Raw genomic sequence first — 21,548 nt, forward strand, 5'->3', positions numbered from 1 at the left:
GTCCCCAATTATGAACCTTAAGGGGATTATTTTTACACTAAGTTGTTTTAACTAATATTTCATGTTACTTTATTCTATCTTTTATAGTATCTAGCCTATTTTGAAGAGCTGCCTTTTCAGATTCATCTGCTAGCTTATCAATAGCTTTCTGAGCTAGATTTATATCCTCCTTACTATTACCTAAAGATGCTTTTTCAACAGCTTCTGAAGCTTCTTTAACTAATGCTTGTTTACTTTGTTCTTTATTGATATTTTCAAGATCTGATTTAACATTACTTAATCTATTTTGTAAAGCATCTTTTTCTGAAGAAGCTGGTAGTTTATTTAATATTTCTTGAGCTTTATTTAAATAATCATCATTCTTTTGATTAGCTGCATTTTGTATTAAATCTGTTGTATCTTTAATTAACTGTGCTTTTTCTGAGTCACTAAATACATAAACAGCTTTTAAATCATCAAAATACATCTTAGATTCTACATTCCAACTGCCATCAGAAGTTTTAGGAATAGTATTACACCAAATACCAACTTTTTCTATATTATTCAAATCAAGAGTGCCACCATTCTTTCCTTTAAATTCACTAAATGGTATGGTCATAAGCTTTTCTTCTGTTGTCTCTGTAAATTCTGGTAGATACACTTCAAAATCTTCTCCATTAGATGTAATTTGAATAACTAATTTTTGTCCTTTGCCGTCTGGAGTACACCAGAATTGTAATGAATTATAATTAGACCAATCAGCTTTTTTCTCTTTAGTTATACCAGCCCAACCTTCTGAAACTTTTTCAGTAGAAATCTTATAATTAAACTCTAACTCATGGTTCCCAGCACCATCTTTTGTAACCTTAGGTATAACTGAGCAACCAGCTCCAACATTAGTTTTCCATTCTTTTTGAAGAAGTAAATCTTCATCACCATAACCTTCAAAATCATCAACTACTGAAGACGATTCTTCTTTTTCTTGTAAATTAAATAATGCTGAAATTTTCCCTTTAGATTCATCTCCAATAAAAAGTTCTATGCTACCTAGCCTTTTACCTATTTTATCTAATATTTCTTGAGTGATATCACCTTTATATAAATTACCATTTTCTATTCCATCAATAATTGAAACAACATCTCCTGAACTGTTTTTAATCTTAAAAGTTACATTTCCATTTGGATTTTTAACCTTTGCTTCAATAGTTGTTGGTTTAATTATTCTGCTACCAGGTGCAGGAGAAGTTATATATCCATATGAATATGAATCTCCTTTATTTACTTTTAATGATTTATAATCTCCAACTCCATTTGCAAAAACAGACTTTTCATCATTATAAAAATCAATGAAATCATTAATCATTTCATGTCCACGAGTAGTACTTACCATGTATGGTGAAAAGAAATTTGACTGTCCATCAAAATTTGCCCATACCATAAAGTAAGGCATATCAGATGTGCTAACTATATTATTTATTTCATTAAACCAATCTTTTCTTAGGTTTCCTGTGGAAGGAAGCCCACAATTCTTAACTTCATAATCAGATGATTCTGTAACTCTAACACCTGTTTCTGAGACTGTTGGAATCTTGTTATGTTCTTTTGCTATTCCATCAATTAAATTTATAGTAGATTTAAAACTATCAAACCATGGATCAATACCTGATTTTGGATTATCATGATACATATCAAAAGCCATTACATCAATAAATTCATCTCCTGGATAACGAGCTAAATAATCATCTTTCTCATTAAAAGGTCCATTAGGAGAATATACATACAAGAAATTATGAATTCCTTTTGTATCACGTAAATACTCTACTGTATATCTATATAAATTTTTATAAGCTTCTGCATCACAGAAATTTGCCCCCCACCAAAACCAACTTCCGTTATTTTCATGGAAAGGTCTAAATAAAACAGAAACATCTTTTTCAGCTAATTGATTACCATAACTAGCAATCATATCTAAATATCCAGTAAATGCTTCATTTAAATCACCACCAGGCATTACTCTTGAAACAACATCTCCAGTTGTAACATTTGGAGTATATCCTGAATAATCATATTTACCATTAATCTTATTCTTCTTAACTACTTCGGCAAAATTTGGCATGTGAGCTGAAAGTGTTACTATTGCTCCCTCTTTAGCTGCATCATTACTTACATCAGCTGTAGCTGTTACATAATCTCTAGTATCACCTGTTGGTAATGATAATTCTGCACCTGTAAATGAGAGTGCATCAATTCCACAAACCCCTGGAAGTGATCCTGTAATATCTTTAGTATCAGAATTTGTTCCACTATTTTTCAAAACAGCCTTAGTTGTTGTATCATTTTGATGTCCATATAACACTTTATCTGTTTTCCCTAAAGCAAATAAGTAAGAATACAATGATGCTGTTGTATCAGTAGCTTGAGAATCTACTAAACTTATTTGATTTTGAACACTTAAAGAATTTAAATCAACCTTAGTATAATTTTGATTTATATCTGTAGCTTTATCAACATATATATCTTTCACATCTTCTTTCAAAAACTTTATGTTATCAATGTAAACATCGCCTTTATAATCTGTTTTTGCTCCAACTAATCCTAGGCTTAATCCGCCTATATTTATACTTTTAGAATCAAATCTAACTTTAACTGTTACTTTTCTTAATCCATTACCTGCATCCTCTGAATCATCAAAATCTATATTAGAATTCGATTCAACTGCATCCTTAATGAAAAGTTTTGTCATAAAAGATCCTTGAGACATAGAATCAGGGTCATAATATAAATCATAACTTAAAGCGTTGCATCCAGTAAAATCAAATGAGGTATTAAAATAATTACCAAGTTTTACTTCACTCCATGAAGAAGTAGAATCTTTTGAATAATCAAGTGACACCTTTAATGCACCAGTAGAAATAGTATCATTATCATATGATACATCAGTTTTGCCTTGATAATCCCAGTTCCCTTCATACTTCCAACCATCAACACCTTTATCTGCATTTTCAAAATTCCATTCTAATATACTCTTTCCTGAATTTTGACTAGATTTATCTACAAACTTCAAATTATCAATATAAATATCACCATCATAGTTACAATTATATGATACTATTTGTAAATCTACTTTAAATAAATCAACGTTTACATTGTCATTAAGAGTTACTTTTACACTTTTAGAAGAATATCCATTACCTAAATCAACAAAATCATTAGAGTATATATCCCCATAACTTGTACCAACCCATCCCCAATTATCACTTGAGGTATCATGAATTCCTAATCCTCCAATATATTTAATTTGTCCATTATACTCTTTTTTATCTGTAGGTATCAAAATATCAAACTGTAAAGTTGCACCTTTTGATATCTTATTTTTATAATCCTTGTAAAAAGCAAGTTCATGTTTGTTGCTTTCCCATCTATCAGTACCATCAAACTTAGATTTGAATTTTAATGCACTATTACCATTATTGATAGATACAACAGAAACATCATCTTTTGTAATTACACCTGAAACTTCATCAGGTACTTTTCCATTTTCAAAATCATTTTCATAAATAATATTTTCATCAGTACTTGCACTAGCAATTATTGAATTTGGTACTAAACTTAGAGCCATAGTACATGCCATAAATATTGACATTTTACCTTTTTGTTTTAAATTCACAAAAGTTCCCCCTTTCATTTTCCTCCAATTCTCCCCTTGATTATATTTGAAAATACGCTTTTTTCAATGGATATGTCGTAAAATGTGTTATACAATCCCCAAATTCCTTTAATTTTTATTATTGACAAATATTAATTTAAGGTATATGATATTTGTAAATTCTTTGAAGGGAATAGTAAATATTATCTTAGTATCTTAAGCGAGTAGAGGGTGGTGTAAGCTCTATGAGAAAAGTTATATTGAAGACATCCTGGAGAAGCTTATCTGAAAATATTAGTAGGTTAAGCCGGATTCCTCCGTTATAAGGATTAGAGATAACTTAAGTTTAAACTTTTGTTAAAATAGAATGGTACCGTGAAGTATTAGCTTTCACTTCTATATGAAGTGAAAGCTTTTTTTATATAAAAGTGGCCAATTTTATATTTGTATCATATTTTAAAGGTTTAATCATAAGTTAAAAAGGGTGGTACCGCGAAATATATTCGCCCCTTAAGTTAGTAACATACCTTAAGGGGTTTTATTATTTATTAAATATAAGGAGTGTGTTCTATGCAAAGAATAATGATTAATAATTTAAATAATTATATAAATGAACAAGTTCTAATTAAGGGATGGATTGCTAGTATAAGACGATTAAAATCAGTGACATTTTTAATTCTAAGAGATAGATCAGGACTAATTCAATGTGTTATAGATAATAAAATCTTAAATCTAAGCATTTCACTTGAATCTTCAGTTGAAATTGTTGGTACAATAGTATTAAATAGAAATGATTTAAATCCTTATGAAATAAATGTGGAAAGATTTAGCTTAATAAGTCAAGCTACTACTCCACTACCTATTGAAATTAATAAAAAAGATTTAGATGTTACCTTAGATACTATGTTAAATAATAGGATGCTAAGTTTAAGACATGAAAAAATAAATAGTATCTTTAAGATTCAAAATATAATTTCTAATGGCTTTAGAGAATTTCTAAATAATAAAGGTTTTACAGAAATATCTACACCTAAAATTGTTAAAGAAGGTGCTGAAGGTGGCTCCGAAATATTTAAACTGAAATACTTTGAAAATGATGCTTATCTTTGTCAAAGTCCACAATTCTATAAACAAATTATGGTTGGTGCTGGATTTGAGAGAGTTTTTGAAATTGGGCATGTTTATCGAGCAGAGGAACATAATACTTCAAGACACCTAAATGAATATATAAGCATGGATTTGGAAATAGGATTTATAGATGATGAAAGTGAATTGATGGATTTAGAAGAAGAGTTATTAAAATATATTTTAGACAAAATAAATAAAGAAGGTAAGAGAATTTTAAATAATTTTCAGGTACAAATTCCTAAAATAAATAATATTCCAAGAATTGAACTAGATGAAGCTATAAAAATTGTAAATATGGAGTATGGGAAAAGTAACCCTGAAGGTGATTTAGATCCTGAAGGTGAAAAACTTATATGTAAATATGCAAAAGAGAAATTTAATAGTGATTTTATATTTTTAACCCATTATCCTAGAAGTAAGAGACCTATGTATACTATGCCAAATGGGAAATTTCAAACTAATAGTTTTGATTTACTTTTCAAGGGTATTGAAATAACTACAGGTGGACAAAGAATTCATGATTATGACATGTTAATTGACAATATTAAATATAAAGGCTTAAATCCAGACAACTATAGAAGTTATACTGAAAATTTCAAATATGGAATGCCTCCACATGGTGGATTAGCTATAGGGTTAGAGAGAATCACCTGTCAAGTTTTAGGATTAAAAAATATACGAGAAGCTAGCCTTATTCCTAGAGATAGAACACGTTTAATCCCTTAGATAAATTTTAGATACTAAAAAGACATATAAATCTTTTTAGTATCTAAAAAACAAATATTTAATCATCATAATCTTTCATATATTTTATTAATGAATTATATTCCATATCTTTAAATATAAATTCATCTTTTTTAGAACATACTGATAATTGATACTTGTCCAAAATATTATAATTTTTAAAATATAATTGAATGTCATTTTTCGTATTATCTATATTAAATTTATTATCCTGAGCTATATTAAATTTGAAAGAATTAAAATTTATACTCAATCCTTTGCCTACATATTTCACATAACTTTCTTTTAATGTCCATATTTTATAGAAACATTTCATTTGCTCAGATTTATTGTGATTAATTATCCAATTATACTCGCTTTCATTATAGTATCCTTTAGCTATTCCTTCAAATTCTATTTCTTTCATCTCTTCTATATCTATACCCAAAGGGGCATTATCTATTGCCACAACAACATAATTTCCTGAGTGTGAAATATTAAATTCTACATTTTCATCTATATATGGCTTACCATACTCGTTATATTTATATTTAATATCTTTGTTCTTGCATTTTAAAAATTTACAAATCAAAATTCTTGCTAAAACATCGCCTAATAGTGACCGAATTTTATCTTCATCTCTTCTAAACTTAATTACCTTTTCTCTTTTTTCTTTATCAACATAGTTATAAAACTTTTCAAAATCAAATGTTTTATTTATTTTTTCTATATTAAAAATATAAATTTCCATTGTTCCCCCTGATTATAAAAATTTATTTTTATATGTATAATGTAATTTTTATAGTTTTAGTATATTAAATTTTTATATTTACTTCAAGGCAGTAAATTCTCATATAAAAAAAGAGGTATATCTATAAACTAAATACCTCTTTAATAAATTAAGTTTTAATCATTTATATTTTTAGTTAATTAATGTTTTCTTCAAAAATAAGGCCTTCTTTTAATAGTCCTTTATCCATAGAAAAAATTCTATCTGCTACTTTTTTAGCAAAATCCATATCATGAGTTATAATAAGATTAGACATACCTTTATTATTTAGGCTTTTTATTATATTGGCAACTTCATCAGTTAAACTAGGGTCTAAAGCTGATGTTGGTTCATCAAAACACATAAGTTTTGGCTCTAAGGTCAATGCTCTTGCTATTGCAACTCTTTGCTTTTGACCTCCTGATAATTCAAAGGGATAGTTAGTTTCTTTATCTCTTAATCCTAAGAATCCTAATATTTCCCTTGCTTTTTTAGTTGCATCTTCTTTTGATACTCCAAAAACCCTTTGAGGAGCTTCTATTAGATTTTCTAAAACATTCATATGAGGAAATAAATTATACCCTTGAAATACTAATCCAACATCTTTCCTTATATCCTTCAAACCGTTTTTATCTGCATACTTACCATTATCACAAAGAGTCTTGCCATTTATTTCTATAGTACCACCATCAGCTTTTTCTAAAGCATTAACACATCTTAATAGTGTTGTTTTTCCTCCACCAGATGGTCCAACTATAACAAGAGTTTCTCCATGGTTTATAGTAAGGTTAATCCCTTTTAAAACTTCTGTTTTTTTAAAACTTTTTTTTAGTCCAGTTATTTTTAACATGTCTTACCACCTATTCATAATAATTATATTTTTCTTCTACTCTAGAAAGTACTTTTGTTAGTATTGCTATAAGTAATAGATATATTATACCAACTATAACTAAGGGTACTAGTGATGAAAGTTTATTAGATGCTGCTTTGGCTATTTTTAATAATTCATCTAATCCAACTACGTATACTAAAGATGTATCTTTAACCAAGGTTATTATTTCATTAACTACAGGTGGTAAAATTCTTTTGAAAGCTTGAGGTAATATTATTCTTAAAAAAGTATCTTTAGAAGATAAACCTAATACTTCTGCACCTTCATACTGCCCTTTATCTATTGAAAGAATTCCTGCTCTAAAGATTTCACCAAAATATGCAGCATAATTAAGTACAAATGCTAATAAAGCTGCAGGAAATCTATCAATACTAATGTTTAATATAGGTAACCCAAAGAATATAAATACTAATTGTAATAATAGAGGTGTTCCTCTCATAATCAAAACATATACTCCAGTTATATTTTTAATTATTTTGATTTTCGAAATTCTTCCTAATGCAACAACTATCCCAAGAGGTATTGAAAGTATTAAAGTTAATACAAATACTGCCAATGTCATTTCTAAACCTTGTAATAATTGTGGCATTAATTCTTTTATCATGTCCATTTAGGGATATCCCCCTTCCCATATCTTCAAATTACTTTAAAATAATATCTTCTCCAAACCATTTTTTAGAGATTTCTGAAGCAGTTCCATCTGCTACAACTTCATCATAAGCTTTGTTAAATGTATCAACAAATTCCTTATCATCTTTTCTGATACCTACAGCATATTCTTCACTACCAAAGTCATCACTTAATACTTTGTATTTAGTTTCACCTTTAAGCTTTAAATAATACCTTGAAAGAATTTCATCAGCAACTACTGCATCACTTCTTCCTGCTTCTAAATCTCTTAAAGCTTCATCATTTGTTGAAAATGTAATTAACTCTTTAAAGTTATCTTTGTAATTACCTATTGCATCAACAGCACTTGATTGATCTTGAGCAGCAACTTTCTTCCCTTTTAAATCATCTTTAGAATTTATAGTTGAATCTGCTAGAGTTATTATTACTTGTCTATTTTTTAAGTATGATTTTGAAAAATCCACTTCTTTCTTTCTATCATCTGTAACAGAATATCCATTCCAAATTAAATCTATATTTCCATTCTTAAGTTCTGATTCTTTCATAGTCCAATCAATTGGTTGAAATGTAATTTTTTTATTTAACTTTTTAGCTACAGCTTCAGATAATTCTATATCAAAACCAGTATAATTGCTATCATCACCTTTAAATCCCATTGGTACAAAGGTATCATCAAACCCTAAAACTATTTCATCCTTATTTAGAGTGTTTGTTTTATTTTTATCACTACCACAAGCAACCATACTTATAGCTAGTGTTCCAATCATTGTTATAACTAAGCCTTTTTTTAATAACTTTTTCAAATTCATTATTGCCACTCCTTTAGTAATGTTTATTTATCATTCTTTTAATACTTTACCACACTAAAGTGATGAATGCAATGATTTTTTTCTTTTACGACAAAAAATGTAATTTATTATTGAATATTAATGCAAAAAACCATATCAAAAATTTCTGATATGGTTATAATTTAATATTAACAACTAAATACTTAAAATTTTATTGATTTTTTTATCACATCACATGTTTCTTCTGGTATGTATATATCTTCTAATTTAATTGTTTTTGGGTTAACTGTTAGAGGATATTCTTCTATCCATAAATTATTATCAATTATTTTAAGCTTTTCAATTGGTTTACTTAAATCCACTTCTGTAACTTCTTCTAAATCTTTATAAGGAGTCAAAACAGCTACTCTTCTACAAGGTTCTTCCATATCAGTGTATATATTAAAAAAGCTATTATAATTTTCAAAAGATGAAGTGGTTGTTACAATCTTTAAATATAATCCTAATTTATCAGCAACATCTAATGCTTTTATCATCATTTAGTACCTCTCCTATTCTTCATCAAATTTTAGTTCAAAAGCCATCCTATCTTCACCAGCTACAGTATTTTCAAAAATCTCTTTAGCATTATTTATAAAGTATTCTGGATCTTCCAATGCTGTGCCAAAATGTGTTAAAACAAGTTTTTTTACTTGAGATTCTTTAGCTAACGTTGCAGCTTCCCTAAAAGTCATATGCTTATTTTTTATTGCTTTTTCTATATCTAAATCATCACCATATGTTCCTTCACTTATAAGCAAATCACTATCTTTAATAAATTCAGGGATTGTATTAATTGGCCTTGTATCTGTTATAAAGCTTAATTTAATACCTTTTCTCTGTTCTCCCATCACCATAGATTGTGAATAAGTAATTCCATTTTCAATAATCTCTTTATTAGATTTTTGAAGTTTCCCCCATAAATTTTTAGGTATATTATTTTTTGTTGCCTTTTCCACATCAAATTTAGCAGCCCTTTTAAAGTAAAAACTATAACCTATACATGGAGATGAATGATCAACCTCCAATGTAGAAATTTTAATTTCATCATTTATAATGTTCAAATCTTCTTTTGGATTTTCAATAACATTTACTTCATAAGGAAGATACCTTGCAATAACTCTAAGTCCTTCTACAGCTTCAGTTATACCCTCTGGCCCTATAATTGTAATGGGTTCTATTCTACCACTATTACCTATAGTACCTAAAAGTCCAGGAAGACCTACTATATGATCTCCATGAATATGTGTAATACAAATAATATCTATATTTTTAAAGCCTGTATTAGCTATTTTCATTGAAACTTGTGTTCCTTCTCCACAATCAATAAGCATTTTTCTTCCTTTATAATTAATTAATAATGATGATAAATACCTATTTGGAGTAGGCATTCCTCCACCACAACCTAAAAGCGTTAAATCTATCATTTAATTCACCTCAAATATAATATTATAAATTTCATCTAACTATGTTTAATATAACTTCTATAATGATATAAATTTACCTATTGCAATACATTTTGAATCACTTCCATGACCTATTTCTTTTGTTTTTGCAATAGGCATATTTTCATTATTTATTACATTTTTAAGGATATCCTCTACTGTAGGTTTTAAATTATCCTCTTCCATTTTTGTAAAATTTCCAAGTAAAACTCCATTTATTTTTGAGAATACTCCAATATGTTTTAACTGCCTAAATAGAGTGGAAATAAGACCAACTTCTCCTCCAAGTGATTCTAAAAACAATATTTTGTTTTCTAATTTAGGAAAGTACGGTGTTCCTGCTAACTTTAGAAAACATCTTAAATTTCCACCAACTAAAACTCCCTCCATTTTATTATTTTGTATAAATGAATACTTAATATCAAACAAATCATTTTTTTCATTAAGTAAAGAATTTATAACTCTTTCTTTTTGAACATCTTTATTATCATATATTAAATTTCTTATTTGATACAAATATGATATAGATTCAGTCTTAGTATATATTGCATTTATTATAGTAGTTAAATCACTATACCCAAAGAAAGGTTTAGGATTTTCTCTAATTAAATCAAAGTCTATATATTCTAATACTTCATTTGCAAGATCTCCACCTGAAATATCAAAGATAACTTTAATTTCAGTATCAGAATAAAACTTAAGTAATGCTTTTGCTCTATCTTCTGGACTTCCGCTAAATATGGAGTATTTTTCATATATGTATTCACTAAAAATAGGAATCAATCCTATATCTTTAAGTACCTTTAACAATTCTTCAATCTTTGGCTTATTTAATAAAGACTGTGCATTTGAGCATCCAACAATACCTATTTTATCTCCTTTTTTTAAAATCATTTTTCGCACACCTGCCTTTTGCTTATTTGCTAAAAAAGTGCTGCCCTATTATAGAACCAGCACTTTTTGTCTAATTAATGACCTTTATGCTTTTCAAGTTTTTTTCTTTGTTTTAGATAATACTTTCTTTCTTTATCTAATTCTCTTAGTTCTTTTGTTTTTTTCTTGCATAATTCTTTATTATTTTCGTATTGCAATTTTAAAGCTTCTTGTGCCTTAGTTCCTATTCCTTTTTCACATGTAGATTTTTTTATCTCTCTCATAATTCTTTTAGGATTTTTCTTTTTTTTAATTATTTTCACATCATCAATTAAAATAGAGGAAGTAAAGTTTAATGAATATAACTTTTTTAATATAAATTCATATATTTCATAATCCTTTGGCTCTGAACCAAAAGTTACTTTACATACTTGAAATTCATTACCATCCTCTACTTCAAAGATTCCAATCCAAAAAGGATTACTAAATAAAACTGTTAATTTAATTATTGGCATCATAATCAAATCCTCCTGTAAATTTAAATTACAGAGAAAGGACAACCTCAGGAGGCAGGTTACTGCTATATGAAATAGGTTCTGACTACCAACAGAACTGTGTTTTTATCTCTATATGCTATTATATCCTTATTTTGCCCTAAAATAAAGTTACTCATGAAGAAAAGATATTGTATAGTGCAAAAAATACTGCTTTTACAAAAACTCTTTATCAAACATTATATTTTATGTATCATATATTATAGTTGTATGTATATTAACAATTCAGATATAATGATAATATAATTTAAAATTAACTATAAAAAACTATAGACAAGCTTAAAGGAGAATAAAATGAAGCCCAAAATTATTTTTTTTGATATTGATGGAACAATTCTAACGGAAAAAACTCTTGTTATTCCAGAGAGTACAAAAAGAGCAATAAGAAAAGCTCAAGAAAATGGACACTTAGCATTTATTAATACTGGTAGACCAATAGTGAGTATAGACACTTTTATTAAAGACATAAAATTTGATGGCTATATATGTGGATGTGGTACTTATATTGAATATGCAGATAAAGTCCTGTTTTCAAAACAATTGGGTAACAAATTATCTAAAGATGTGGTTAATGACCTTAAAGAGTGTAAAATAGATGCAATTCTAGAAGGAGAAAATGGTCTATATTATGACGAAGATTCAAATATAAATTCTAAAGAATTAATGAGAATAAAAAAGCGCCATATAGAAGAGCATTTATATAATGGCGAAACATGGAATTCACCTGAAATAAATTTTGATAAATTAACAATTTGGACAAGAGATGATAGTAATTTTGAAGAGTTTAACAAGAAATATAGTGATGTTTTTGAATTTATACATAGAGGAAAGGATTTTTACGAACTTGTGCCTTTAGGTTTTTCTAAATCATCAGGTATTGAATATATAATCAAGTACTTAAATCTTCCTTTTGAAAACACATATGCAATTGGAGATAGCACAAATGACTTATCCATGCTTAAATATGTAAAAAATAGCATTGCTATGGGAAACAGTAATCCGATATTATTTGATTTCGTTTCTTTTGTTACTAAAGACATTGGGGATGATGGAATTGAATATGCTTTAAAACATTTCAATATAATTTAAAAAAGCGGCTTAGCCACTTTTTTAAATCACTTAAAGATTTCACTATATCCGCATCTCATACAAAGTTCTTCAACTCTTTTACGTCCAGAAAACCCATCATAAATCTTTCTAGCTCTATCACATTCTAGAATATCTTTTAATGTTTTACTATATATATTTCCAAGAGGGATATGCCCTTCACCATCTAAACAACAAGGAACTACTGTGCCATCTACTAATATTCCAAAATGATCTCTTAATCCATGGCAAAAACCTATATCTCCAAAGAATTCAGCATGCATGTTAGGCCACTGAAACTTCTCTGCCCCATTTAGATATACTCTATCTTTAATTTTAACTTTATTATCTCTATAAAGATTTTCTTTTAAATCGCCTGTATATCCAAGTTCTTGGCTTATTTTTTCTATTATATCTATGTTTAGATTATTTTCTCCCTTTATACTTAAAATACTACTATCCATATTCCAAAGTCTCATAGAACAGATTATATCTGTATTCATATTAGCTTCCTTTATAAATTCAAGTATTCCCTTAAAGTATTCATTAAAAGATACTTCTTTATCATTTGCTTCGAAACTATGTAATGAAATATTAACTTGTCTTAACCCTTTAGATTTTAGTAAAATATCATATACTTTAGGAATTAATGTTCCATTTGTAGTTATATTAACTTTAAAACCTTCTTCATAGGATAGTTTTAAAAACTCTTCAAGATTTGGGTTAAGCAAAGGTTCTCCCATTAAGTGAAAATATATAAATTTTGTATATGGCTTTATCTCATTAAGTATCATTTTAAATTCTTCTATACTTAAAAATTTTTTAACTCTATTTGTCTTTGGACAAAAACTACAACTAAGATTACATATATTTGTAATTTCTATATAAACCTTTTTAAATTTATTCATATGTTAAATACCTCTATTATTTACTTGTGATTAAATATACAAGCTTTATTATACTTATATTTAACATAATAAACAATAAAAATTAATGTTATATATTAGTTAAAGATAGTATTACTTATTTTTATCATATTCTTCTCTAAGTATCTTTATTTGATTTAGATGATTTAAAACATGTAAATAATAATCAGATTTTGCTTGTACACTATAAATTAATTCTTCAAGATCATCATTATCTCTAACTGACTTTTCAACAACATTAGTTAAATTTTTTGTTATAGATTCAACATTTTCTTTATTTTCTATTTGAGATTTTTTTACCTTTTCCATGCTAGTAGCAACTTCTTTTTCCGCATCTATTATACGCTTTAATTGACTTTCAGAATTTTTAATTCCATTCATTGTATCTTCAACTACACTTGAACCTTCATTAGATTTATTGCTTAATAAATCTATGATCTTTGTCATATTATTATTTGATTCTATTATGCTTTTCACACTATTTTGTGTACTTTCGGATAGATTTTTTATTTCGTTGGCAACAACTGCAAATCCCTTACCTGCTTCGCCAGCTCTTGCTGCTTCTATAGATGCATTTAAAGCTAATAAGTTAGTTTGACTGGCAATATCTGTAATGAGACTAGCTATCTTATTTATGTTCATATATTCTTCTTGTAGATCTCCAAAACTGCTAACTATATCATTAAATATAGTATTAACAGAATTCATATTAACTGCTAAATTGTTAATTTCTTTTCCTGCACCTTCAACTTTGTCTAATGATATTTTTATTCTTTCAAATACTTCTTCAACAAAACCTTCTATGTTATCTGTATTATCTGATACTGTGTGCAAATACTTTTCAACTTCTTGAATTTGATTTGTAGTATATTCATTTCCTTCAAGAAGCTTCTTAAGTCCAAAAGTCATATCACCTTCTTCATTAAAAAGAGCATTAACATTTTTATCTATTTCATTAGATAAAACAAAAACTTCATCAACATATTTAAATTTCTCTTTACCTGTTTGTACTTCTTCAGTGACTGCTTCCTTAAAAATTTCTATCTCTTTTTTCTTTCTTAAGTTAAACAAATTAACGCCTCCTTGTATTATTCTGTTACTAAAAGTACCATAGTTTGATTTAAATGAGCTTTATAATATTGTTCTCCATAACAAATAAATCCTGTAGTATTTTTGCAGAAATTTAATAATTCATTATCTATACTTTTCCATAATGATTCATCTTGAAACTTTAAGCTTCTTAATATGCAATTCAAAGCTAAAGTAAAATTAGGCTTAAATTTTACTTCATTAAGAGTATGTTTAATCATACTTAAGGTATCTGTAGGTTCCAGAACTTCAACAAAAGTATTGGTTAATATTTGGCAATAAAAGGTTATTGATTTATCACTATTTACTTTCATAGGAGATGATATGTATATATTATCTTTAGATACCTTCCCTAATGGATTATTCATAAAATATTTAGGTAACTCACTTTCTGCTATTCCAAGCGCTCTTGCATATTCTGTGCTTGCAGGGTTATTATTAAATGATTTAACAATCCTATTTACAGAATCAGCTTCTGTTACTAATAGTTTAGTTCCAGTTGGCTTATAAATATTTTCTTTAATTATTTGAGTTCTCTTCTTACTATTGAAAAATAAAGCTATACTGTGTACTTTTCTATTTCCATGATAGATAAAAGTTTCTTTAAACTCGGTATAGTCTCCAGCACTCCCCCCAATTATCTTAAAGTTATCTCTTGCAAAAAAGAATGTTGTCATAATACTTTCTTCTGCCCCTGACAATCCATCACAAAGTAATAGTGCAAAAGCATTTTCATTATTCTTTACTTTTTCATAAGCTCTTTTTAGAGATTCTAAACTTTTTATTGGTGGATAACTAATTTCAACTATTTCAACTTCCTTTAAATCAAATTGAAAGCCTGTACATACATGTTTTTCAAATCCTTCACTTGTATATTCTCCTGAGGTAGAACACAATACTACATTACCTGTAACGGCTGATGATATTTGTTTAACTTTTTCGGGATCACAAAATACAACATGTCCATATGAGCTGTTTTTATTAAGGTAACTTATTGTTTCTTCTACATTTGAAAATTTAAATGTCTCCATTTCATCTCAACCTTTCGTCATTTTTCATCTTGTTATATTATTATTGTTTTTATTATCGTATAAATATTTTTCAACCTTAGAGATAATTTTATGTTTTTTAAACATATTAATAAAAAAAACTAAATAAAATTATTAAAATATAAATTTTACAAAGATATTCGTTTACATTTATAAATGGTACTTGTTTAATATATATATATATGTTAATATTACTATGCAGTTGGTACAATAGTGCTAATTGGGGAGCTTGGGTTGTCTTTCGCCGGATACCAAGCTCCCTTTGTTTTTATATGTTTACAGATTTTTAGCACATATTGCTTCAACTTCACATAAAACTCCTTTAGGAAGTTCTTTAACAGCTACACAAGAACGTGCTGGATTACTTACAAAGAATTTAGCATAAACTTCATTAAATTTAGCAAAATCACTCATATTTGCAATAAAGCAAGTTGTTTTTATAACATTTTTAAAATCCACCTCATTAGCCTCTAATATAGCTGAAATATTTTTCATAACTTGTAGAGCTTGCTCTTCAATATTTGTTCCTACCACTTCTCCAGTTGATGGATCTAAAGGGATTTGTCCTGATGTAAATAATAAATTTCCAAAGCTTATAGCTTGAGAATAAGGTCCTATAGCTGCAGGAGCCTTATCTGTATTTGTTACTTTTAACATTTTTATTCCTCCAAATCTGAGTTATTATATTTAAACTAATTATAAACTAGAATTCTTATCTAATCCATATTCTACATAATTTATTTCATCTTTCTTTTGTTTTCCTTTATCATTTAAGAAAGCATTGAGTATTACTGCAACTACAGAAGAAGTTACTATTCCACTACTAAAAATAGACCTAATCATGCTTGGTACATTGTTTAATAAATCTGGAACTGATGTTATCCCTAATCCTAATCCAATTGAACATGCAACCACAAGCATATTTGAGCTCTTATTGAAATCTACAGAAGATAACATTTGAATACCTGCAACTGCAACCATGGCAAACATTATTGTAGTGGCTCCTCCTATAACTGGTTGAGGAATTATTGTAGCTAGTGCTGCAAATTTAGGAATCAATCCAAGGGCAATAAGAATTATACTAGAAGCTACTACAACAAAACGACTTTTTACCTTACTTAATGCTAAAAGTCCTAGATTTTGATTGAAAGTTGTATATGGAAAAGAATTAAATATTCCTCCCAAAATTGTGGCTATCCCTTCTGCTCTTAATCCTTTTACTATGTCTTTTTCTTTGATATCCACTTCACAAACCCTAGCTATACCTAAAAATGTACCTGTTGATTCAATCATTACTGTTAACATAACAAAGGTCATCATCACTATAGATCCTATATCAAATTTAGGTATTCCAAAATTAAAAGGATGTATTGGACTTATCCATTTGGCAGTATCTATAGTTGAAAAGTCTACCTTTCCCATAAATGATGCTAATATAGTTCCTAGAACTATACCATTTAATACAGATATAGCTTGAAAGAAGCCCTTTAAAAATTTATTTGATATGAGTATAACTATCATTACAAATCCAGCTAAGACTAAATTTTTTACACTTCCAAAATCTTCTGACCCTGAACCACCACCTATACTTGTAACACCTACATTTATTAAAGAAAGTCCTATCATAGTTATAACAGTTCCTGTAACAACAGTTGGGAAAAACCTTAAGAGTTTTCCATAAAAAGGTGCAATTACTATAACTATAATAGCTGCTACTATAATTGAACCATAAGCTGTTTCTATACCAAGACTTTTTCCTATAAGAGTCAGTGGCCCTACTGCTGCAAATGTACATCCTAAAATGGCAGGTAACTTTATACCAACATAAGGCCCAATCCCAATTGCTTGTAAAAGTGTAGCTAAACCACATGTAAATAAATCAGCTGCTACTAAAAGTGCTAGTTGCTCTTTTGTTAGTCCTACAGCTCCTCCAATAATTAATGGCACTGAAACTGCTCCTGCATACATTGCAAGTACATGTTGTAACCCTAAAACTGCAAGTTTGCCTACTGGAAGCATTTCATTTACTTTATCTTTTTTAACTAATTCATTTTCTAACATAATAAGCCCCCTACTTGTATAATTATTTATTTTTAGATTCTATATTGAAAAAACACTTTCCCCAACTGAGTGTCTTTAATTTATTCTATAAATTCAAATAATACTTTTAAACTTCCACCACATACCATTCCAAGGTTTGAAGCCTCTGAATTTGAAAGATCATAAACTTCTACAGAAGATTTTCTATTTTTTATTAATTCTAATGCTTTCTCATATACTGCATTTTCTATACTTCCACCACCTACAGTGCCTACAAACTCTGTATTCTCATATATAAGCATTTTTGTTCCAACACCTCTTGGACAAGAACCATGTTTATCTATTATAGTTGCAAGTATCATTGGCTCTTTTCTATTACAAATTGAATTTAAAATATTTTCTTCTATAATGCTTGCTTCTTTTTGATTTTTTTCTAATATTATTTCCCCTATTATGCTTACTGCAATTTCTTCTGGAGTTTGTGCACCAATGTTTAATCCAATTGGACTATGAAGTTTACTTATCTCTTCTTTACTAAAACCATTTTCAAGTAAGTTATTTATAATATATGAAATCTTTCCCTTACTTCCTATCATCCCTACATAGAAGAAATTATTCTTTAGAATGGTTTCTAAACATTTTCTATCATCTTTATGACCTCTAGTGATAATAACAAAATATGTGCTTCTATTTGGTTTTATCTCATCAATTGCTTTAGAAAAATCTTTACATATAACCCTATCTGCCATAGGAAACCTTGAAATATTGGCAAATTCTTCTCTGTCATCTATTATGGTTGTTTTAAATTCAACCATCCTTCCTAATTGACATAAAGGTAGTGCTATATGCCCGCCTCCACATATAACTAAATCAGGCTTTGATGAAACAAATTCTATAAACACTTCAAGATTATCATTAACTTTTAACAGGGTAGACCCATTAGAAAAATTTATTTTTTTTAATATATCTCTCCAGAATACATCAAGAATTTCATCTTCACTTTTTAAACACTTTTCTCCAATTAGACTTGTTCCTTTATAACTTCCTTTAACTATTGTGATTACATTTAATTGTCCTTTTTCTTTTAACTTGTTGAATAGATTATTATAAAACTTTTTTTTCATAGCATCACCTTCTTTTAAGCTCTTGAATGGCTTTTAATACCTTTTCTTTTTTCATTGGGAGCTGTTGCATTCTTACTCCAACTGCATCAAAAATTGCATTTGATATAGCTGGTGCTATTGGATTTAGTCCAACTTCTCCCATTCCCTTTGCTCCAAAAGGACCTTCTGGCTCACCTACCTCTACAACAAAGGCTTCTATTTCTGGTGTGGATTTAATTTTAGGTATTCCAATTCTATTTAAATTATCAGTAAGTATTTTGCTATCTGTTTCTAAGAATTCTTCTGAAAGAGCAAGTCCCATTCCCATCAATACTGCTCCTTCTATTTGTCCTTTTACATTTTGTGGGTTTATGGCTTTTCCTACATCTTGAGCTGCAAATACCTTTAATACCTTTGTTTCACCTGTTAAAGTATCAACTTCTACGATAACTCCTGCACTTGCAAAACAATATGCATAATGAATTTTTAATTCTTCTTCCTTCATACTAGGCTTTAAATCTGCACAGGTTCTATGAGCAAAGGTTTTAGGTGGAATATAATCCCTTTCTTCTCTTAAGTAATCATTATTTTCTTTACTTAATAAATAAACTTTTTTAAGAGTATCTTGTGTAATTTTTTCTTCATTATTTGATAATAAACCCAAATACGCTTTAAGCTTTGGCCTCACAGCTTCTGCTGCAACTCTTACAGCATTTCCTGTTACATAAGTTTGTCTTGAAGCTGTAGTCATACCTCCATCTGGACAAGTTTTTGTATCACATGCTATTACTTCAAAAAGTTCATAAGGTATATCTAGGACTGTTGCTGCAATTTGAGCACAGATGGTATCGCAACCTTGTCCCATATCAGTTGCTCCCATTCTAACTTGAATCTTTCCATATTCCATAACTTCAACTATAGCTCCAGCTTTATCTAAAAGACCTGTACCAATACCGACATTTTTATAGGAACTAGCTATTCCTATTCCTATTTTTTTAGTATATGAAGATGGTTTAAATTTATCTTTTTCCTTATATAATGCATCTTTAACTACTTTTAATGTATTTAAATATCCAACACCTTCTCCTAAAAGTTGTCCTGTTCCAGTTCTCTTTCCTGAGGCATAACCATTAATTTTTCTAAGTTCTGCAGGATTCATATTTAATTTTCTAGCTATCTTATCCATTTGAATTTCACAGGCAAAACTTGCTTGAGTACTTCCAAAACCTCTAAAGGCCCCATTAGGATTGTTATGTGTACATACTCCATAGGAGTCAGCTTGAAAATTATCTACTACATAAGGACCTGTTGCTGTTACTGCTGATCTAAATATAACTGGTTTTGTGGCTGATTCATATGCTCCTGCGTCCCCTATTACTTCTGATTTGACTGCTAATATCTTACCATCTTTAGTAGCACCATGTTTCATCCATATATGCATAGGATGTCTCTTGGTACTTGTTCTAATAGATTCTTCCCTTGATAAAATTATTTTTACTGGTCTATTTGTTTTAACTGCTGCAATAGATGCATGAATCTGCACCGTTGGTTCTTCTTTTCCACCAAAGCCACCACCACAAGGGGTATAAATAACTCTTACCTGTTCCATAGGCACCCCTAAACTAGCTGAAATGGCCTCTTGAAAACCTACTGAGCCTTGACTACCTGAGTAAACAGTCACTCCTCCATCTTCACTAGGAATAGCTAAACAGCTTTCAGTTTCTAAATATCCATGTTCTATTGCTGGAGTATAATAATAATCCTCTACTATAACATCAGCCTTTTTAAAGGCTTCTTCTATATCTCCTTTTCTTACATGAACCTCATGAACTATATTATTTTTCTTACATTCATGGATCACAAGAGAATTATCCTTAAAAGCCTCTATTGGAGATAATATGGCTGGCAAAACCTCATATTCAACTTCTATTAAATCCCTAGCTTTTTCTGCTTCTTCCTCAGAATCTGCAAATACAGCTGCTACAACTGCACCTAAATATTTAACTTCATCTTCACTAATTACAGGTTGTTCTGGAACAAATAATCCAAAGGAATTTCTTCCTGGGATATCTTTACCTGTTAAAACCAGCTTAACTCCACTTGATTTTTCTGCTTTTGAAATATCTATTTTTTTAATCTTTGCATGAGCATGTTTAGAAAATAATAATTTACCATGTAACATATTCTCTACTGTATAATCTGCTGCAAAAATGGGTTCTCCTTTTACCTTTTTTACACCATCTATCTTAGGCACTGGTACACCTATATAATTACTGCCTTTTATGATGTATCCATTATCTTCATAATGTTTTTTATACCTTACTGCTCTTTGTACAGCTCTTACTATGCTTGTATATCCAGTACATCTACACATATTGTCTTTTAATGCTTCTTTAATTTCTTCTTGTGTTGGATTTTCAACCTTATCTAACAATGCTTTTGTTGACATTATCATTCCTGGTGTACAAAAGCCACATTGCACTGCTCCTTCATCTATATAGGCTTTTTGTATATAATGAAGATTGTCTCCATAAGATAATCCTTCAATAGTTTCTATATTTGATTTGTCTAATCTACTCATTTTAACAAGGCATGAACGCTTAGCTTCACCATTAATTATTACCATGCAAGCTCCACAATGACCTTTTCCACAACCATTTTTTGTTCCCATAAGACTTAATTCATCTCTCAAGTATTTTAAAAGCGAATAGTCTTTATCAATCTCTTTACCTAGGTTTACACCATTTACTGTTAGTCTTATTAATTTTGACACTCTTATATCCCTCCAA

The 21,548-nt window shown here is 28.7% G+C and carries 18 protein-coding genes and 1 other annotated feature; of the genes, 2 read left to right on the forward strand and 16 right to left on the reverse strand.

Features of this window, described 5'->3' with window-relative positions; translation table 11 throughout:
- Positions 1-64 precede the first annotated feature (64 nt).
- The gene (locus tag NNC19_RS02815) at positions 65-3,646 is read right to left on the reverse strand and encodes a glycosyl hydrolase (RefSeq protein ID WP_310937086.1); all 3,582 of its coding nucleotides are present in this window, start codon (positions 3,644-3,646) and stop codon (positions 65-67) included.
- Positions 3,647-3,800: 154 nt separating this feature from the next.
- Positions 3,801-4,139 (forward strand) — a binding site (T-box leader).
- Between the two features lie 56 nt (positions 4,140-4,195).
- Between NNC19_RS02815 and aspS the strand changes: the two genes are divergently transcribed.
- Positions 4,196-5,479 carry an aspartate--tRNA(Asn) ligase gene (aspS, locus tag NNC19_RS02820; RefSeq protein WP_310937087.1) on the forward strand — a complete coding sequence of 428 codons (1,284 nt, stop codon included), beginning with the start codon at positions 4,196-4,198 and terminating at the stop codon, positions 5,477-5,479.
- A 58-nt stretch (positions 5,480-5,537) separates the two neighbouring features.
- Here aspS and NNC19_RS02825 read toward each other — a convergent pair whose 3' ends face one another.
- From NNC19_RS02825 to NNC19_RS02860, 8 genes are all read right to left on the reverse strand, one after another.
- Entirely contained in the window at positions 5,538-6,227 is a 690-nt protein-coding gene (locus NNC19_RS02825) for a 4'-phosphopantetheinyl transferase superfamily protein (RefSeq protein ID WP_310937088.1), read from the reverse strand.
- A 175-nt stretch (positions 6,228-6,402) separates the two neighbouring features.
- Positions 6,403-7,095: an amino acid ABC transporter ATP-binding protein gene (locus tag NNC19_RS02830; RefSeq protein ID WP_310937089.1), complete on the reverse strand. Its 693-nt coding sequence runs from the start codon at positions 7,093-7,095 to the stop codon at positions 6,403-6,405.
- A gap of 10 nt (positions 7,096-7,105) precedes the next feature.
- Positions 7,106-7,747, reverse strand: a complete 642-nt coding sequence (locus NNC19_RS02835) for an amino acid ABC transporter permease (protein WP_310937090.1) — start codon at positions 7,745-7,747, stop codon at positions 7,106-7,108.
- A 31-nt stretch (positions 7,748-7,778) separates the two neighbouring features.
- Complete coding sequence (locus NNC19_RS02840) at positions 7,779-8,576, reverse strand: amino acid ABC transporter substrate-binding protein (protein WP_310937091.1); 798 nt, start codon at positions 8,574-8,576, stop codon at positions 7,779-7,781.
- 182 nt (positions 8,577-8,758) lie between these two features.
- Entirely contained in the window at positions 8,759-9,094 is a 336-nt protein-coding gene (locus NNC19_RS02845) for a hypothetical protein (protein WP_310937092.1), read from the reverse strand.
- 12 nt (positions 9,095-9,106) lie between these two features.
- A complete protein-coding gene (locus NNC19_RS02850) occupies positions 9,107-10,021 on the reverse strand; it encodes a ribonuclease Z (protein WP_310937093.1) in 915 nt (304 codons plus the stop codon).
- A gap of 57 nt (positions 10,022-10,078) precedes the next feature.
- Positions 10,079-10,933 (reverse strand): LD-carboxypeptidase, encoded by an 855-nt coding sequence (locus tag NNC19_RS02855; RefSeq protein WP_310937094.1) that lies wholly within the window; start codon positions 10,931-10,933, stop codon positions 10,079-10,081.
- Between the two features lie 74 nt (positions 10,934-11,007).
- Positions 11,008-11,430 carry a YjdF family protein gene (locus NNC19_RS02860; protein WP_310937095.1) on the reverse strand — a complete coding sequence of 141 codons (423 nt, stop codon included), beginning with the start codon at positions 11,428-11,430 and terminating at the stop codon, positions 11,008-11,010.
- Positions 11,431-11,760: 330 nt separating this feature from the next.
- Here NNC19_RS02860 and NNC19_RS02865 point away from each other — a divergent pair, with 330 nt between their 5' ends.
- Entirely contained in the window at positions 11,761-12,555 is a 795-nt protein-coding gene (locus NNC19_RS02865) for an HAD family hydrolase (protein WP_310937096.1), read from the forward strand.
- 26 nt (positions 12,556-12,581) lie between these two features.
- Here NNC19_RS02865 and NNC19_RS02870 read toward each other — a convergent pair whose 3' ends face one another.
- From NNC19_RS02870 to NNC19_RS02900, 7 genes are all read right to left on the reverse strand, one after another.
- On the reverse strand, positions 12,582-13,460 hold the full coding sequence (locus tag NNC19_RS02870) for a radical SAM/SPASM domain-containing protein (protein WP_310937097.1): 879 nt from the start codon (positions 13,458-13,460) through the stop codon (positions 12,582-12,584).
- Between the two features lie 111 nt (positions 13,461-13,571).
- The gene (locus NNC19_RS02875) at positions 13,572-14,549 is read right to left on the reverse strand and encodes a methyl-accepting chemotaxis protein (protein ID WP_310937098.1); all 978 of its coding nucleotides are present in this window, start codon (positions 14,547-14,549) and stop codon (positions 13,572-13,574) included.
- Positions 14,550-14,566: 17 nt separating this feature from the next.
- A complete protein-coding gene (locus NNC19_RS02880; RefSeq protein ID WP_310937099.1) occupies positions 14,567-15,598 on the reverse strand; it encodes an FIST N-terminal domain-containing protein in 1,032 nt (343 codons plus the stop codon).
- 294 nt (positions 15,599-15,892) lie between these two features.
- A complete protein-coding gene (locus NNC19_RS02885; protein ID WP_310937100.1) occupies positions 15,893-16,273 on the reverse strand; it encodes a RidA family protein in 381 nt (126 codons plus the stop codon).
- Positions 16,274-16,312: 39 nt separating this feature from the next.
- Positions 16,313-17,677, reverse strand: coding sequence for a nucleobase:cation symporter-2 family protein (locus tag NNC19_RS02890; RefSeq protein WP_310937101.1), 1,365 nt, complete (start codon positions 17,675-17,677; stop codon positions 16,313-16,315).
- Between the two features lie 80 nt (positions 17,678-17,757).
- The gene (locus NNC19_RS02895; protein WP_310937102.1) at positions 17,758-18,780 is read right to left on the reverse strand and encodes an XdhC family protein; all 1,023 of its coding nucleotides are present in this window, start codon (positions 18,778-18,780) and stop codon (positions 17,758-17,760) included.
- A gap of 4 nt (positions 18,781-18,784) precedes the next feature.
- Positions 18,785-21,532: a molybdopterin cofactor-binding domain-containing protein gene (locus NNC19_RS02900; protein ID WP_310937103.1), complete on the reverse strand. Its 2,748-nt coding sequence runs from the start codon at positions 21,530-21,532 to the stop codon at positions 18,785-18,787.
- Positions 21,533-21,548: the final 16 nt, after the last annotated feature.

The organism is Clostridium sp. SHJSY1 (genome assembly GCF_031626875.1).
In the GTDB taxonomy this organism is placed as follows: domain Bacteria; phylum Bacillota; class Clostridia; order Clostridiales; family Clostridiaceae; genus Clostridium.

Coding starts and splice junctions, on each gene's coding strand:
- aspS (WP_310937087.1), top strand. CDS start 4,196: ATGCAAAGAATAATGATTAATAATTTAAATAATTATATAAATGAACAA.
- NNC19_RS02825 (WP_310937088.1), bottom strand. CDS start 6,227: ATGGAAATTTATATTTTTAATATAGAAAAAATAAATAAAACATTTGAT.
- NNC19_RS02830 (WP_310937089.1), bottom strand. CDS start 7,095: ATGTTAAAAATAACTGGACTAAAAAAAAGTTTTAAAAAAACAGAAGTT.
- NNC19_RS02835 (WP_310937090.1), bottom strand. CDS start 7,747: ATGGACATGATAAAAGAATTAATGCCACAATTATTACAAGGTTTAGAA.
- NNC19_RS02840 (WP_310937091.1), bottom strand. CDS start 8,576: ATGAATTTGAAAAAGTTATTAAAAAAAGGCTTAGTTATAACAATGATT.
- NNC19_RS02845 (WP_310937092.1), bottom strand. CDS start 9,094: ATGATGATAAAAGCATTAGATGTTGCTGATAAATTAGGATTATATTTA.
- NNC19_RS02850 (WP_310937093.1), bottom strand. CDS start 10,021: ATGATAGATTTAACGCTTTTAGGTTGTGGTGGAGGAATGCCTACTCCA.
- NNC19_RS02855 (WP_310937094.1), bottom strand. CDS start 10,933: ATGATTTTAAAAAAAGGAGATAAAATAGGTATTGTTGGATGCTCAAAT.
- NNC19_RS02860 (WP_310937095.1), bottom strand. CDS start 11,430: ATGATGCCAATAATTAAATTAACAGTTTTATTTAGTAATCCTTTTTGG.
- NNC19_RS02865 (WP_310937096.1), top strand. CDS start 11,761: ATGAAGCCCAAAATTATTTTTTTTGATATTGATGGAACAATTCTAACG.
- NNC19_RS02870 (WP_310937097.1), bottom strand. CDS start 13,460: ATGAATAAATTTAAAAAGGTTTATATAGAAATTACAAATATATGTAAT.
- NNC19_RS02880 (WP_310937099.1), bottom strand. CDS start 15,598: ATGGAGACATTTAAATTTTCAAATGTAGAAGAAACAATAAGTTACCTT.
- NNC19_RS02885 (WP_310937100.1), bottom strand. CDS start 16,273: ATGTTAAAAGTAACAAATACAGATAAGGCTCCTGCAGCTATAGGACCT.
- NNC19_RS02890 (WP_310937101.1), bottom strand. CDS start 17,677: ATGTTAGAAAATGAATTAGTTAAAAAAGATAAAGTAAATGAAATGCTT.
- NNC19_RS02895 (WP_310937102.1), bottom strand. CDS start 18,780: ATGAAAAAAAAGTTTTATAATAATCTATTCAACAAGTTAAAAGAAAAA.